At 70.2% G+C, this 13,952-nt stretch carries 15 protein-coding genes; 6 read left to right on the forward strand and 9 right to left on the reverse strand.

Translation table 11 applies throughout. The features are described 5' to 3' along the window. Positions 1–16: 16 nt before the first annotated feature. The 3 genes from AB663_RS16570 to AB663_RS16580 all read right to left on the reverse strand — a co-directional run bounded on the left by AB663_RS16570 (position 17) and on the right by AB663_RS16580 (position 2,434). A complete protein-coding gene (locus AB663_RS16570; protein WP_067201786.1) occupies positions 17–607 on the reverse strand; it encodes a short chain dehydrogenase in 591 nt (196 codons plus the stop codon). 99 nt (positions 608–706) lie between these two features. Then, positions 707–1,882 (reverse strand): bifunctional 2-C-methyl-D-erythritol 4-phosphate cytidylyltransferase/2-C-methyl-D-erythritol 2,4-cyclodiphosphate synthase, encoded by a 1,176-nt coding sequence (locus AB663_RS16575; RefSeq protein ID WP_067201788.1) that lies wholly within the window; start codon positions 1,880–1,882, stop codon positions 707–709. 69 nt (positions 1,883–1,951) lie between these two features. Next, on the reverse strand, positions 1,952–2,434 hold the full coding sequence (locus tag AB663_RS16580) for a CarD family transcriptional regulator (RefSeq protein WP_067201792.1): 483 nt from the start codon (positions 2,432–2,434) through the stop codon (positions 1,952–1,954). 134 nt (positions 2,435–2,568) lie between these two features. On the opposite strand from AB663_RS16580, the gene AB663_RS16585 reads away from it, so the two are divergent. Continuing rightward, positions 2,569–3,102 carry a DNA modification methylase gene (locus AB663_RS16585; protein WP_067201795.1) on the forward strand — a complete coding sequence of 178 codons (534 nt, stop codon included), beginning with the start codon at positions 2,569–2,571 and terminating at the stop codon, positions 3,100–3,102. Between the two features lie 105 nt (positions 3,103–3,207). Here the strand turns inward: AB663_RS16585 and AB663_RS16590 are convergent, their stop codons facing one another. Together AB663_RS16590 and AB663_RS16595 are read right to left on the reverse strand one after the other, a co-directional pair. Beyond that, positions 3,208–3,891: a response regulator transcription factor gene (locus AB663_RS16590; protein WP_067201798.1), complete on the reverse strand. Its 684-nt coding sequence runs from the start codon at positions 3,889–3,891 to the stop codon at positions 3,208–3,210. Beyond that, on the reverse strand, positions 3,888–5,114 hold the full coding sequence (locus AB663_RS16595) for a sensor histidine kinase (protein ID WP_067201800.1): 1,227 nt from the start codon (positions 5,112–5,114) through the stop codon (positions 3,888–3,890). Before AB663_RS16595 ends, AB663_RS16590 begins: the two co-directional genes overlap by 4 nt. Positions 5,115–5,329: 215 nt before the next feature. Here AB663_RS16595 and phoU point away from each other — a divergent pair, with 215 nt between their 5' ends. Continuing rightward, the gene (gene phoU, locus AB663_RS16600; protein WP_067201803.1) at positions 5,330–6,040 is read left to right on the forward strand and encodes a phosphate signaling complex protein PhoU; all 711 of its coding nucleotides are present in this window, start codon (positions 5,330–5,332) and stop codon (positions 6,038–6,040) included. A 113-nt stretch (positions 6,041–6,153) separates the two neighbouring features. On the opposite strand, the gene AB663_RS16605 is transcribed toward phoU, so the two are convergent. Beyond that, the gene (locus AB663_RS16605) at positions 6,154–6,903 is read right to left on the reverse strand and encodes a phosphoglyceromutase (RefSeq protein ID WP_067201805.1); all 750 of its coding nucleotides are present in this window, start codon (positions 6,901–6,903) and stop codon (positions 6,154–6,156) included. Positions 6,904–6,940: 37 nt separating this feature from the next. On the opposite strand from AB663_RS16605, the gene AB663_RS16610 reads away from it, so the two are divergent. Next, complete coding sequence (locus tag AB663_RS16610) at positions 6,941–7,801, forward strand: class I SAM-dependent methyltransferase (RefSeq protein ID WP_067201807.1); 861 nt, start codon at positions 6,941–6,943, stop codon at positions 7,799–7,801. 1 nt (position 7,802) lies between these two features. Here the strand turns inward: AB663_RS16610 and ygfZ are convergent, their stop codons facing one another. The 3 genes from ygfZ to AB663_RS16625 form a co-directional block, all read right to left on the reverse strand. Next, a complete protein-coding gene (gene ygfZ, locus AB663_RS16615) occupies positions 7,803–8,921 on the reverse strand; it encodes a CAF17-like 4Fe-4S cluster assembly/insertion protein YgfZ (protein WP_067201810.1) in 1,119 nt (372 codons plus the stop codon). Position 8,922: 1 nt separating this feature from the next. Further along, complete coding sequence (locus AB663_RS16620) at positions 8,923–9,525, reverse strand: FABP family protein (RefSeq protein ID WP_067201813.1); 603 nt, start codon at positions 9,523–9,525, stop codon at positions 8,923–8,925. A gap of 162 nt (positions 9,526–9,687) precedes the next feature. After that, positions 9,688–9,981, reverse strand: coding sequence for a hypothetical protein (locus tag AB663_RS16625; RefSeq protein ID WP_067201816.1), 294 nt, complete (start codon positions 9,979–9,981; stop codon positions 9,688–9,690). 72 nt (positions 9,982–10,053) lie between these two features. On the opposite strand from AB663_RS16625, the gene AB663_RS16630 reads away from it, so the two are divergent. The 3 genes from AB663_RS16630 to AB663_RS16640 are packed head-to-tail and all read left to right on the forward strand — an operon-like array spanning position 10,054 to position 13,931. Continuing rightward, positions 10,054–10,737 (forward strand): response regulator transcription factor, encoded by a 684-nt coding sequence (locus AB663_RS16630; RefSeq protein WP_067201819.1) that lies wholly within the window; start codon positions 10,054–10,056, stop codon positions 10,735–10,737. A gap of 51 nt (positions 10,738–10,788) precedes the next feature. Further along, the gene (locus tag AB663_RS16635; RefSeq protein ID WP_067201821.1) at positions 10,789–12,954 is read left to right on the forward strand and encodes an RNA degradosome polyphosphate kinase; all 2,166 of its coding nucleotides are present in this window, start codon (positions 10,789–10,791) and stop codon (positions 12,952–12,954) included. Beyond that, positions 12,951–13,931, forward strand: coding sequence for an NUDIX hydrolase (locus AB663_RS16640; RefSeq protein ID WP_067201824.1), 981 nt, complete (start codon positions 12,951–12,953; stop codon positions 13,929–13,931). The genes AB663_RS16635 and AB663_RS16640 overlap by 4 nt, the downstream gene beginning before the upstream one ends. Positions 13,932–13,952: the final 21 nt, after the last annotated feature.

Genomic DNA, 13,952 nt, shown 5'->3' on the forward strand with positions numbered 1-13,952 from the left:
CCGACGCCGCTCGCGGTCAGTCGACGCGCAGGACCTGTCCGTTCAGCACGCCCAGCACGCTCTTGGCGTACGCCTGACCCACGCGGTGCGACGACACGGGGATGAAACCGGGGAACGCCGAGTGGTACGACGGCGCGTCCTCGAGGACGGACGGGCTCACGACGTTGATCCGGATGCCCCGGGGAAGCTCGGTCGCCGCGGCCATCACGAACGACTCGAGCGCGCCGTTGACGAGCGACGCGGCTGCTCCCGTCGCGATCGGCTCGCGCGCGAGGATGCCGGAGGTCAGCGTGAACGACCCGCCGTCCCGCACGAACGGGGTGCCGAGACGCACGACGTCGACCTGGGCCAGCACCTTGTCGCGGAACGCGGACTCGTAGTCGTCGCGGGCGAGGTCGGACAGCGGAGCGAACGGCACACTCCCCACTGCGGCGATCACGGCGTCGACCGGCCCGACGGCGTCGAAGAGCGCCGCGACGGATGCCGGGTCCGACGCGTCGACCGAGGGCTGTGTCCGGCGTGACGCCGCCACCACCTCGTGCCCGTCGAAGGCCTCGGCCGCCGCGCGGCCGACGTGCCCCGAGCCGCCGATGATCAGGATCTTCATGTGTGCTCCTCCTGCCGTGTCACCATGCGGGACAACCCTATGCGCACGGCGCACATTCCCGGCGCCACGCGGGCCCGTCGCCCGCGATGGCGATGCGCGTCAGCGCGGGAACACGAGTGCGACGGCCGTGACCGCGACGCCCTCCCCTCGGCCGGGGAAGCCGAGCCCGTCCGTCGTCGTCGCGGTCACCGACACAGGAGCGCCCAGGAGCGCCGACAGCACCTGCTCGGCCTCCGCTCGGCGCGCGGCGAAACGCGGCCGGTTCGCCTGGAACTGCACCGAGACGTTGCCGATCGTGAACCCCGCGTCTGCGACGAGCTCGCGGGTGCGGCCGAGGAACACGTCCGCGTGCGCTCCCGCGTACTCGGGGTGCGCGGTGCCGAAGTGCTGACCGATGTCGCCGAGGCCCGCGGCGCCGAGCAACGCGTCGACGATCGCGTGCGCGACCGCATCACCGTCGGAGTGGCCCGACAGCGCCTGTTCGCCCGGCCAGTGCAGCCCCGCCAGCCAGAGGTCGCCCTCTCCCCCGAAGGCGTGGACGTCGGTGCCTATCCCGACGCGGGGCGCACGGGGAGCGGATGCTCCGAGCAGGTGGCGGGCGCGCTCGAGGTCTGCCTGCGTGGTGATCTTGAAGGCGCGCTCAGAGCCGGGGATGCGGCGCACCTCATGACCGGCCGCGGCGAACAGCGCTGCGTCGTCGGTGTACTCGGCGCCCTGTTCCCGCGCGGCGGCGTAGGACGCTTCGAGGAGGGCTCGGGGGAAGCCCTGAGGCGTCTGCGCCGCCGCGAGCGCAGCGCGGTCGACGGCCGCCACGACGCGGTCGTCGTCGACCCGCTTCAGGGTGTCGACGACGGGCAGCGCGGGGATGACGCCGGCTTCGTGCGTCACGGCGCGCGCAACGGCGTCGATCTGCTCGGGCGGCGTGAGCGCGCGCGCCGCGTCGTGCACGAGCACGGTCGTGACGTCGCCCCACAGCGCCGAGAGTCCGGCAGCCACCGACTCCTGACGCGTGGCTCCGCCGGTCACGACGACGCCCAGTTCAGCGCGCTCTCCTGCCGCTGCACGCATCTCCGTCTCGGCATCCCCTTCGAACCCGGCCGGAGCGACGACGACGACCTGAGCCGGAGCTGCGGCGAACACGCGGTCCAGCGCGTGCCGGAGGATCGGCCGGGCGTCGATGCCGACGAAGGCCTTGGGCGCTCCGCCGTCGAGTCGCGTGCCGGAGCCGGCTGCGACGACGATGATCGCGGTGTCGGGGACGGGGAGGATGCTCACGCTCTCACGTTACCCGGCGCACGAAAAAGGCGGATGCCGCAGCATCCGCCTTCTCGTGTGCGAGGAAGCTCAGGAGGCGAGGACCTCGTCGAGCAGAGAGCCCGCCTTGTCCTCGTCGATCTTCTCGGCCAGCGCCAGCTCGGAGATGAGGATCTGGCGAGCCTTCGCCAGCATCCGCTTCTCGCCCGCCGACAGCCCGCGGTCCTGATCGCGGCGCCACAGGTCGCGCACGACCTCGCTCACCTTGATGACATCGCCGGAGGCGAGCTTCTCGAGATTCGCCTTGTACCGGCGCGACCAGTTCGTCGGCTCCTCGGTGAACGGCGCGCGCAGCACCTCGAACACGTGGTCGAGGCCCTCCTTGCCGATCACATCGCGGACGCCGACGAGGTCGACGTTCTCGGCCGGAACCTCGATGATCAGATCGCCCTGGGTGACGTTGAGCTTCAGATACTTCTTCGTCTCACCCTTGATGATGCGCTCCTTGACCTCGATGATGGTCGCAGCGCCATGGTGCGGATAGACGACGGTCTCGCCAACCTCAAAAAGCATAAAAACATGTCCTTTCGGCAACCTCAAGGATACCACAGGCGATATGCGCTAAGGTTCGCGCACCGGGGTCCCGGGTGCGGCCGCGGTTACCCATAGAATGGACGCGGAAGACCCGCCGGACCTCAGGAGGACCCGTGAAATCGCGCCTTGTCGCGTCTGCCGCCATCAGCGCCCTCGTAGTTCTCGGAGCGACCGGCTGCACGTTCATCTCGCCGCAGTCGACGACGATCTCGTACTCGCCGTCCGACGGCGTGAACGTGTCCGACGACGGCGGACCGCTCGACGTGCGCAACGTCTTCATCGTGGCGACCGAGGACGGCTCGGTGGGAAACCTCGTCGCCGCGATCGTCAACCCCACCGACGAGAAGTCGACCCTGACGATCACCCTCGCCGACATCGACCCCTTCACCGTCACGGTCCCCGCCAACGGCAGCGTCAGCCTCGGTGCCGACGAGGAGCCGCTGCGCATCGTCGATCTCGACACCAAGCCCGGTGCGACCGTCGAGGTGCACTTCCAGTCCGGCGACGGCGTCGGCACGAAGACGCAGGTGCCCGTGCTCGACGGCACCCTCCCGTACTACGCAGACCTCGTGCCCAGCGAGAAGGCGAGCGCCCCGACGCCCACCCCGACGCCCACCGACACGGCTGCTCCCGCACCCACGAACTGAGCGCGCCAGCCGACACGGCGTCCTCCGGCATCGACGAGGCCGGCACCCCGCAGGGTGCCGGCCTCGTCCGTTCGCGGCGGGCTGCGACGCAGCGGCCGCCCCGGCTCAGCCCTCGAAGCGGTAACCCAGCCCCCGGACCGTGACGAGCATGACGGGCTCCCCCGGGTTCTCCTCGATGCGAGAGCGGATGCGCTTGATGTGCACGTCCAGGGTCTTCGTGTCGCCGAAGTAGTCGCTGCCCCACACGCGGTCGATGAGCTGACCGCGCGTCAGGACGCGACCGGAGTTGCGCATGAGCACCTCGAGCAGCTCGAACTCCTTCAGCGGCATGTTGATCTGCTCCCCCGCCACCGTGACGGTGTGCCGGTCGATGTCCAACGACACCCGGCCGCCCTCGAGAACCCGCTCATCGAGCTCGCTGTCAGCCTGCGCGACACGACGGAGCACGGCCCGCATGCGAGCCAGCAGCTCGCGCGAAGAATAGGGCTTGGTGACGTAGTCGTCGGCGCCGAGCTCCAGCCCCACGACGATGTCGACCTCGGAGTCCTTCGCCGTGAGCATGATGATCGGGACCGCCGAGGTCGACCGGATCTGCCGGCACACCTCGGTCCCCGGCATCCCCGGCAGCATGAGGTCGAGCAGCACGATGTCGGCCCCGCGCTCGCGGAAGGCCGCCAGCGCACCTGGTCCGTCCTCCGCGATCTCGACCTCGTAGCCCTCGCGGCGCAGCAGGTACGCGAGCGGGTCGGCGAGGTCGGGCTCGTCTTCGACGAGAAGGATGCGGGTCATGCGTCATCTCCGTTCCGAACGCGGACCGCCGCGGGCTTCGCCGCCTTGCGCTCGCGCTTCTTCTTGCTCTTCTTGCCCTTCTTCGACGAGCCGGCGACCGGGGACTCGATGCGAGGAAGGCGGATCGTGAAGGTCGAGCCCCGTCCGGGACGCGACCACAGCAGCACCTCTCCGCCGTGACGCTGCGTCGCGTGCTTGACGATGGAGAGACCGAGGCCGGTGCCGCCCGTACGCCGGGAACGTGCCTCGTCGGCCCGGTAGAAGCGTTCGAAGATCCGCTCGCGATCGGCCTCGGCGATGCCGATGCCCTGGTCGGACACGGCGATCTCGACCACGGCGCCGTCTGCCCGCACGCCGATGCCCACCCTCGATCCGCGGGGCGAGTACACGATCGCGTTGGCGATGAGGTTGCCGAACGCCTCGATGAGGATCTGCGCATCGCCTCGCACCCACACGCCGCGGTCCCCGCCGCGCGTGAGCTCGACGCCCGCCGAATCCGCCTGCACGGCATGGGCCTCGATCGACGCGGCCAGCACCTCATCGATCGACACGGGCCTGACCTCGGAGAGGCCGTCGTCGGCTTGCAGGCGCGAGAGGCTCATGATGCGGCCGGTGAGCTGGCTGAGCCGCGCGGCCTCCGCCGAGATCCGCGCGGCGAACACGCGCACCTGGGCTGCGTCGTCGGCGGCCGACTCGATCGCCTCGGCGAGCAGGGTCACAGCTCCCACCGGCGTCTTGAGCTCATGGCTGGTGTTGGCGACGAAGTCTCGCCGCATCTGATCCAGGCGCTCCTGCTCGGTCACGTCTCGGATGATGAGCAGCGCCATGCGCGGGCTGATGACGCTCGCTCTCGCCGAGACGAGGCGCGGGTCGAGAGTCAGGCCGCCTCGCGTGATGCGCAGCGACTCCGTCGCGGTGCCGCCTGTGCCGCGCACGCGGCGGACGAGCTGACGCAGCTCGGGGTTGTCCAGCGTGGCGCCGACCTCGATGCCGAAGCGCGCAGCGGCGTTCGACGCCGCCAGCACGAGCCCGGAGGTGTCGACGACGCACGCGGCGTCGTCCATGCTGCCGAGCACGGCGGTCACCCCGTCGGGCACGACGGTCGACGTCTCCTCGACGACGCGGGCCCGCGCACGGTACGCCCACACGACGAGCAGCGACAGGCCTACGCCGATCAGCAGCCCGACGGCGAGCGCGAGCAGCGCGATCTGCGGCAGGGTCATGGTCCCAGCGTAGAGTGCGTTCACCGCGTTTCCGGCGGGTTTCCGGGCCCCTCAGGAAAGCCGAGAAGTACTATTCACGTACTGGGCACCGTTCGTTAACCTTCGGGGCACACAATCGCTTCGGGCCCGTGCGGGAGCGCGCTCGTGCCCGCCGTGCGGACGAACCGCCGTCTCGCGCCGACCGCCGAGATCCGAATGAAAGGGTGCGCCCCACAATGCGCGAAGTCTTCCACCAGTCCCTCGAGGACCTGCAGTCCCGCCTCGTCGAGATCGCCGATCTGGTTACCGTGTCGATCGACAAGGCGACGCGCGCCTTCGCCACGAGCGACGTCGCACTGGCCGAGGAGGTCATCGCGGACGACGCCAAGATCGACGAGCTCGCCGTGGCCCTCGACGAGCAGGCCATCGAGATCCTCGCGCGGCAGCAGCCGGTCGCCCGCGACCTGCGCATCGTCGTCACGGCTCTGCGGGTCAGCGCGTCGCTCGAGCGCATGGGCGACATGTCCGAGCACATCGCGCAGCTCGCGCGCCTGCGTTTCCCCGAGCGCGCCATCCCGAAGGGGCTCAAGGGCACCTTCACGAAGATGGGCGAGCTCGACGTGGAGATCGCCCGCACGCTCTCGGAGCTGCTGCGCACGCAGGACCTGCGCCTCGCGGACACCATCCGCAACACCGACGACGACATCGACGAGCTGCACGCGAGCGTGTTCGAGAAGGTGCTCAGCGACAACTGGAAGGGCGAGGCCGTCGCCACGGTCGACGCGACCCTGGCCAGCCGCTACCACGAGCGCTTCGCCGACCACGCGGTGGCCGTGGCGAAGAAGGTCGTCTACCTCGCGACGGGCGACTGGCACGTCGAGGAGGAGGACATCGCCCTCGCGATCGAGCAGCAGGAGCTCGAGCAGCACGAGCACGGCCACGCCTGACGGGGCGCCGGTTCACCGGCACCCGCTGCACGAGGACGCCCCTCCTGATCCCGGGATCAGGAGGGGCGTCGTCGCTGTGAGGGGGTGCCGCGCTCGCACGACACCCCCTCAGCTCACTTCTTGCCCTGGGCGGCGACCGCGGCAGCTCCCGCGGCTGCGGCCTCGGGGTCGAGGTAGCGCCCTGGTCCGGTCGGCACGTTGTTCTCGTCGAGCTCGTACACCAGCGGGATGCCGGTGGGGATGTTGAGCTCAGCGATGTCGGCGTCGCTGATGCCCTCGAGGTGCTTCACGAGACCGCGCAGCGAGTTGCCGTGGGCCGTGACGAGCACGGTCTTGCCCGCCTCGAGGTCGGGGATGATCGCGCTCTCCCAGTACGGGAGCAGGCGGTCGATCACGAGCTTGAGCGACTCGGTGCGCGGCACCTCGCCGTCGATGCCGGTGTAGCGCGGGTCGTTCACCTGGCTGAACTCGCTGTCGTCGTCGAGCGGGGGCGGCGGCACGTCGAACGAGCGACGCCAGAGCTGGAACTGCTCGGGACCGAACTGCTCGAGCGTCTCGGCCTTGTCCTTGCCCTGGAGCGCACCGTAGTGGCGCTCGTTGAGGCGCCAGGAGCGTGCCACCGGGATCCACAGCCGGTCTGCCGCGTCGAGCGCGATGTTCGCTGTCTGGATCGCGCGGCTCAGCAGCGACGTGTGCAGCACGTCGGGGAGGATGCCGGCCTCGGCCAGCAGCTCGCCGCCGCGCCGCGCCTCGGCCTTGCCCTGCTCGTTCAGGCGGACGTCCACCCATCCGGTGAACAGGTTCAGTTCGTTCCACTCGCTCCGGCCGTGGCGGAGCAGGATCAGGGTGCGCTTCGCAGTCATGCAGCCAGTTTATCGGCGGGTTTGAGAGGATCGACTCATGGCGTCATCTCCCGTCGGCAGGCCGACACGCGGCACGACGGGAACCAACCGGCTGCGCCGCAACGACCGCTGGATCGCCGCGAGCGAGGCCTTCCGCCGAGCGTCCGACCCGCTCGTCGTGGATCTCGGTTTCGGTGCGAGCGGCGTGACGGCCTTCGAGCTCGCCGCGCGCCTTCGGCGGGTGCGTGCGGATGCCGAGGTGCACGGCCTCGAGATCGACCCGGCGCGCGTCGCGCTGGCGCAGGAGCAGCTCTCCGCCGTCAGAGCCGGCACGACGTCCTTCCCCCGCGACCTGCGGGTGTCCTTCGCACGGGGAGGCTTCGAGGTGCCGCTGCCTGCCGGTCGAGCCGCCGCGGTGATCCGCGCGATGAACGTGCTGCGTCAGTACGACGAGGGTGACGTCGGTGAGGCGTGGCGCGCCATGGCGGCACGGCTGGCTCCGGGCGGACTGCTCGTGGAGGGCACGTGCGATGAGATCGGCCGCGTCGCGAGCTGGGTGGACGTCGCCCCTGACGGAATTCCGGTGCGATTCACGCTCTCGCTGCGCCTCTCCGGACTCGAGCGCCCCGGCATCGTCGCAGAGCGGCTGCCCAAGGCGCTGATCCACCGCAACGTCCCCGGTGAGCGCGTGCACGCCCTTCTCACGGATCTCGACAGGGAGTGGGAGCGGGCGGCGCCGCTGTCGACCTTCGGGGCTACGCAGCGCTTCCTCGCCGCGGTCGCCGCCCTCAAGGCCCAGGGCTGGCCCGTCCAGGGCGGCAAGGCGCGGTGGCGTCTCGGCGAGCTCACGGTGCCGTGGAGTGCGGTGGCGCCCCGCGACGACGGCGCGGAAGCGCTCGAGCAGCCCGCCCGGCGATAGCTCAGGCGCCGCGCGGGTCGGGTGCGGTGGGGCGGCGCGAGAGCCGGGTGAGGCGCGGCACGTCGGCTGTGGCTCCGGCATCCGCCGGCACGATGACCTGCTGCGCCGCCGCGATGTGCCCGCCCTCGGAACGCACCACGAGATCGCCCGTCGGTGCGCGGCGGGAGAGGATCGCGAGTGCGATCGGCCCGTCTTCGAAATGGCGTGCGACGGAGGTGATGCGCCCGACCTCGTCGTCCCCCGCGAAGACGGGGTCGCCAGGTGCAGGGAGCACCGCGTCGCTGCCGTCGAGATGCAGCGCGGCGAGTCGGCGAGGAGGGTGCCCGAGGTTGTGCACCTTGGCGACCGTCTCCTGTCCGCGGTAGCAGCCCTTGTTCAGATGCACGGCGCTGCGGATCCAGTCAGACTCATGCGGGATCGAGCGCTCATCGACCTCAGCCGACCAGCGGGGACGCCAGGCTGCGACCCGCAGCGCCTCCGCCGCGAGCAGGCCGGCGAGGGCGTCGGCGCCGAGTCTCTCCGCGAGGGCGCCGGCGGCGTCGGGGGCGGTGATCGCGACACGCCAGGCGAGGGCTGCGCCGGGGTGCTCCGCGACCTCGGCGTACTGATGCCCTCCGGCGCTGACGCGCTGCCATGGGTCGGCCCACACGAGCCCGACCGAGTGCGGCGCCGCCGCAGCCGCGCGCACGGCCTGCGCGGCCGGTCCGCCGTCGACGAAGCCGAGCGCGACGAGGTCGTCGCGCACCGCGACCGTCGCCTGGGTGCGGAACTTCATGCGCGTGAGCCATGCGGCGAGGGGCTCGGCATCCGCCCGATCGGCGAGGAGCCAGGTCGACTCGCCGTCGTCGAAGACCCCGGCGGCGTGCTCGACATGCCCATGCGGATCGAGGATGAGCAGCTCCGTGCTCTCCCCCGCCGCGAGCCGTCCGACGGCCTGCGACGTGATGGAGTCGAGCCAGCCGAGACGCTCCGGCCCTGAGACCTCGACCACGGCCCGATCGCCGAGCGGCACGAAGGCCTCGCCCGCCGCAAGCCGGCGCTGCTCGCGGAAGGCGTCACCGAAGTGGGCGATGCCCGACGGCCCGGACACGGCCCCGGCGATGTCGTCGAAGATCGCCACGTCAGACCCTGGCCAGACGTGCTGACGCGTGCGAACGCAGCGGCGTCCCGAGTGCGGCGATGTCCCATGCCCACAGCAGATGGGAGTCGACGAGCCCGTACATGCGCGACGCGGCGCCGTACTGCTTCCCCCCTGCTCCGCGGACGATGGCATCCGACGCGATGTCGATGCGCGGACCCGTGACCTCGCCGAGATAGAGCTCCAGGGTGCCGTCGGAGTGCGCGATCGAGACCTCGAGAGGGAAGCCGCCGGATGCCTGGCGCAGCTCCTCGACGTCGTCGACGCCGCGCGTCACAGGGTCGGCGGTCGGCGGAAGCAGAGCCGGGCCGGCGTCGGACTCCGTCGCAGGCCGCGAGAGGCGCCAGAAGCCGGCCTCGGCGACGAGCGGGATGCGCCGGCCGCCGTCGTCGCCGGTGAAGGTCGCCGTCGCGGCGTAGTTGAGGAAGGGTCCGCCGTCGTGGCTGAAGCTCACGCGATGCGTGAACTCGCCCTGCAGCCGGTCATCGCCCAGCGGATAGTCGATGACGCCGGTGCCCTCCCAGACGCCGATCAGCCACGCGAGAGGGGCGAGATCGGCGGGAAGGTCTGTGGGCAGTTCGAGCATGCGCTCAGCGCTGGCCGCGGAAGAGGTTGCGCAGCACCACGACCGAGACGAACGCGATCGCAAGGCTCGCAAGACCGAGAAGGCCGATGAAGAAGAATTCGAGCGCGACGAGATCCATGGCCTCCACCTTACCCCTCTCGTCGCGCGCCAGGTCGCGGCGCGTCAGGCCGAGGGGACGAGGGCGGCGAGTCCGAACCCCACCGAGATCAGCCCCGTGAGGAGCAGCGCGCCGGTGACGCTGCAGGCGACCCGGAAGATGAACCCCTGCGTGACGCCGTACCAGAGCTGCACGGCGAACGACAGCAGCACGACCGCACCGAACACGACGAGGAGCCACGACACCCGCCACTCCTCGGGAGCGAACACGCCGACCGCGATCGATGCGAGGAAGGCGACGCCCCACACGACGAAGACGCCGACGAAGGCGTTCCGCGGAGCGAGTGCTGGCTGCGACATGTCTCCATTGTCCCCCATCGGCTGCCGGTATCATGGCGGCACGTCGATCATCGACGCCCGGAAGGAGAGCGCGTGGCCCAGGTCCTGGTGTTGACCAACGCTCCCGCGCCCGAGCAGGTCCTCCCCGCCTTGGAGCTCCTCAGCCATCGCGTGCGGCAGATCCCGGCCGAACCGGCACAGCTCGTGAACGCCCCCGAGTACGACGTCGTGATCGTCGACGGCCGCGTCGACCTCGTCGGGGCGAAGTCGCTGTGCAGGCTGTTGCGCGCCGCCGGCCAGGAGGCGCCGCTGCTGCTCGTCGTCACAGAGGGCGGCATGAGCGCCGTCTCCGGCGACTGGGGCATCGACGACGTGATGCTCTCGACCGCGGGCCCGGCCGAGGCCGACGCGCGGCTGCGCCTCGCGCTCGCGCGCCGCGACGAGGTCGCCGAGCCCACGCGCGTGCAGGCCTCCGGCGTCACGATCGACGAGCAGTCGTACTCCGCCAAGCTGCACGGCAAACCGCTCGACCTGACCTACAAGGAGTTCCAGCTCCTGCACTTCCTGGCGACGCACCCGTCGCGCGTCTTCACCAGAGAGCAGCTGCTCAGCGAGGTGTGGGGATACGACTACTTCGGCGGAACGCGCACGGTCGACGTGCACGTGCGGCGCCTGCGCGCCAAGCTCGGCGACCAGGAGCAGATCATCGGCACCGTCCGCAACGTGGGCTATCGCTTCAACGTGTACGAGGACGACCCGCAGGTGGCGTCGCGGTAACAGAGGCATCCGTTCACACACCCGACACCTCTCGGTGCTTAGATGTACCCCATGATCGATCCCGCACTCGCCGATGCCGGTCTCGGCGACTCCGAAGACGATGACTTCGACGCCGTCGAGTCGCCCGACGCGCTGCTCCCCGACCACCGCTACCTCGACCGCGAGCTGAGCTGGCTCGCGTTCAACCAGCGCGTGCTGGAGCTCGCCGAAGACCCGAGCCTCCCCGAGCTCGAGCGGGCCAACTTCCTCGCCATCTTCGCCAGCAACCTCGACGAGTTCTTCATGGTCCGCGTCGCCGGGCTCAAACGGCGCATCGTCACCGGCCTCGCGGTGCCCACCAACATCGGCCGCTCGCCCGTCGACGCCCTCGCCGACATCTCACGAGAGGCGCACGCGCTGCAGCTGCGACACTCCGACGCCTGGACGTCTCTCGTGCGCCCCGCCCTCGCCGACTCCGGCATCGAGATCGCCGACTGGGCGGACCTCTCCGACGCCGAACGGGACGCGCTCACCGAGTACTTCCAGGCGCAGGTCTTCCCCGTGCTCATGCCGCTCGCGGTCGACCCCGCGCACCCCTTCCCGTACATCTCCGGTCTCTCGCTCAACCTCGCGATCCGCATCCGCAACGCCCGCACGGGCCGGCAGGAGTTCGCCCGCCTCAAGGTGCCGCCGATGCTGCCTCGATTCGTCGAGGTGCCAGGAGGCGGGGAGATCCTCCGCTTCATCCGCCTCGAGGAACTCATCGCCAACCACCTCGACGACCTCTTCCCCGGCATGGAGGTGCTCGACCACCATGCGTTCCGCCTCACGCGCAACGAGGACATGGTCATCGAGGAGGACGAGAGCGAGAACCTCATCCAGGCGCTCGAGGCCGAGCTCATGCGGCGCCGGTTCGGGCCGCCCATCCGCCTCGAGATCACCGACGACATGGACGACGTGACGCTCGACCTGCTCGTGAGGGAGCTCGACATCACCGACCAGGAGGTCTACCGGCTCCCCGGGCCCCTCGACCTTCGCGGGCTCTTCGACCTGACGCGCATCGACCGCCCCGATCTGCGCTACCCGCCGCACCTGCCGACGACCGCGGTGGCGTTCCAGCCCGGCGACAGCAACGAGCGGGCCGACGTGTTCAAGGCGATCCGCAAGGCCGATGTGCTCGTGCACCACCCGTACGAGTCGTTCACGACGAGCGTCGTGGCCTTCCTCGAGCAGGCTGCGCGCGACCCGCACGTGCTGGCCATCAAGCAGACGCTCTACCGCACCTCGGGCGACAGCCCCATCGTGGAGGCGCTGATCGACGCCGCGGAAGCCGGCAAGCAGGTGCTCGCGCTGGTGGAGGTCAAGGCCCGCTTCGACGAGGCCAACAACATCGTCTGGGCCCGCAAGCTCGAGAAGGCAGGAGTGCACGTCGTGTACGGCCTCGTCGGGCTCAAGACGCACGCCAAGCTGGCGCTCGTCATCCGCGAGGAAGACGGGATGCTGCGCCACTACTCGCACGTCGGCACCGGCAACTACAACCCGAAGACGAGCCGCCTCTACGAGGACTTCGGCCTGTTCACCGCCGACGCACAGGTGGGCAAGGACCTCACGCGCCTGTTCAACGAACTCAGCGGCTACGCGATCGAGAAGAAGTTCAAGAGGCTCCTCGTCGCACCCCTGCACCTGCGCAAGGGGCTGCTGCGCCTTATCGACGCGGAGCGCGACAACGCCGTGGCCGGCAAGCCGGCGCGCATCCGGATCAAGGTCAACTCGATGGTCGACGAGGAGATCATCGACGCCCTCTACCGGGCGAGCGCGGCCGGAGTGAAGGTCGAGGTCTGGGTGCGCGGCATCTGCAGCCTCCGGACCGACCTCGACGGCATCAGCGACAACATCACGGTGCGCAGCATCCTCGGCCGCTACCTGGAGCACTCGCGCATCTTCGCGTTCGAGAACGACGGCGACCCGCAGGTGTACATCGGCAGCGCAGACATGATGCACCGCAACCTCGACCGTCGCGTCGAGGCGCTCGTGCGCGTGACCGACCCTCACCACATGAAGGAGCTGCTCGAGTTCTTCGATCTCGCGATGGACCCCGGCACCAGCTCGTGGCACCTCGGAGCCGACGGCGTGTGGCAGCGCCACGCCGAAGCCGCCGACGGCACCCCGCTTGTCGACCTGCAGGATAGGACCATGGGATCGATCCAGCGGCGTCGCCGCGCTCGGGCGGTGCGATGACCGTCGGGCAGACCCAGCCCGCCAAGACCAGGGCGAAGTGGACCGACAAGGCCGTATACGCGGCGGGAGCCGTCGTGTGGCGCCTGGTCGACGGAAAGCTGCGCGTGCTGCTCATCCACCGCACGAAGTACCGCGACGTCACGCTGCCCAAGGGCAAGGTGGACCCCGGTGAGATGCTCGCCGAGACCGCGGTGAGAGAGGTGCAGGAGGAGACCGGCATCCGCGTCTCGCTGGGCGTGCCCGTCGGCGTCAGCCGGTACCACCTGCCGTCGAACAAGCAGAAGGTCGTGCACTACTGGGCGGCGGAGGCCACAGACGACGCGATCCGCGCCTCGACGTTCGTGCCCAACCGCGAGATCGCCGCGCTCGAATGGGTGAGCATCAAGAAGGCCCGCCGCCGGCTGAGCTACCCGGTCGACCTCGAGGTGCTGGACTTCTTCGCGCAGCTCGTGGACGACGGCGCGCTGCGCACCTTTCCGGTGATCGCACTGCGCCACGCCAAGGCGCTCCCCCGCTCGGAATGGGACGGAGCGGATGCCGCGCGACCGCTCACCGGTCGCGGCAGACGACAGGCCGCATCCATCGTCGGGCCGCTGCGGGCCTTCGGCGTGCGCAAGATCGTCACGAGCGATGCCGTGCGGTGCGTGCAGACGGTGACACCGCTCGCGAAGGCGCTCGGACGCAAGCCGGTGGAGACGTCGCGCATCAGCCAGGATGCGTGGGAAGACGGCACCGCCGACCTGCGCAAGGTCGTCGGAAGGCGGGTCGCATCAGGCAAGCCCGCCGTGCTCTGCAGCCACGGGCCCGTGCTCCCCGGGCTCCTGTCGGAGATCGCGCTCGCCACCGGGACCATCCACGGATCGTACGTCGACAGCGCAGCCGACCTAGAGCCCGGTGCCTTCTCCGTCGTGCATCTCTCCTCGTCTCACCCGGGCTCGGGCATCATCGCGATCGAGACGCACGTCCCCAAGGTCTGATCGCCGCGACCCACGCGATCC

The sequence above is a fragment of the Microbacterium sp. XT11 genome, from assembly GCF_001513675.1.
Taxonomy (GTDB): domain Bacteria; phylum Actinomycetota; class Actinomycetes; order Actinomycetales; family Microbacteriaceae; genus Microbacterium.

Excerpts from the sequence above, each read along its gene's own strand:
- AB663_RS16570 (WP_067201786.1), bottom strand. The coding sequence starts at position 607 with ATGAAGATCCTGATCATCGGCGGCTCGGGGCACGTCGGCCGCGCGGCG.
- AB663_RS16580 (WP_067201792.1), bottom strand. The coding sequence starts at position 2,434 with ATGCTTTTTGAGGTTGGCGAGACCGTCGTCTATCCGCACCATGGCGCT.
- AB663_RS16590 (WP_067201798.1), bottom strand. The coding sequence starts at position 3,891 with ATGACCCGCATCCTTCTCGTCGAAGACGAGCCCGACCTCGCCGACCCG.
- AB663_RS16595 (WP_067201800.1), bottom strand. The coding sequence starts at position 5,114 with ATGACCCTGCCGCAGATCGCGCTGCTCGCGCTCGCCGTCGGGCTGCTG.
- phoU (WP_067201803.1), top strand. The coding sequence starts at position 5,330 with ATGCGCGAAGTCTTCCACCAGTCCCTCGAGGACCTGCAGTCCCGCCTC.
- AB663_RS16605 (WP_067201805.1), bottom strand. The coding sequence starts at position 6,903 with ATGACTGCGAAGCGCACCCTGATCCTGCTCCGCCACGGCCGGAGCGAG.
- AB663_RS16610 (WP_067201807.1), top strand. The coding sequence starts at position 6,941 with ATGGCGTCATCTCCCGTCGGCAGGCCGACACGCGGCACGACGGGAACC.
- AB663_RS16620 (WP_067201813.1), bottom strand. The coding sequence starts at position 9,525 with ATGCTCGAACTGCCCACAGACCTTCCCGCCGATCTCGCCCCTCTCGCG.
- AB663_RS16625 (WP_067201816.1), bottom strand. The coding sequence starts at position 9,981 with ATGTCGCAGCCAGCACTCGCTCCGCGGAACGCCTTCGTCGGCGTCTTC.
- AB663_RS16635 (WP_067201821.1), top strand. The coding sequence starts at position 10,789 with ATGATCGATCCCGCACTCGCCGATGCCGGTCTCGGCGACTCCGAAGAC.
- AB663_RS16640 (WP_067201824.1), top strand. The coding sequence starts at position 12,951 with ATGACCGTCGGGCAGACCCAGCCCGCCAAGACCAGGGCGAAGTGGACC.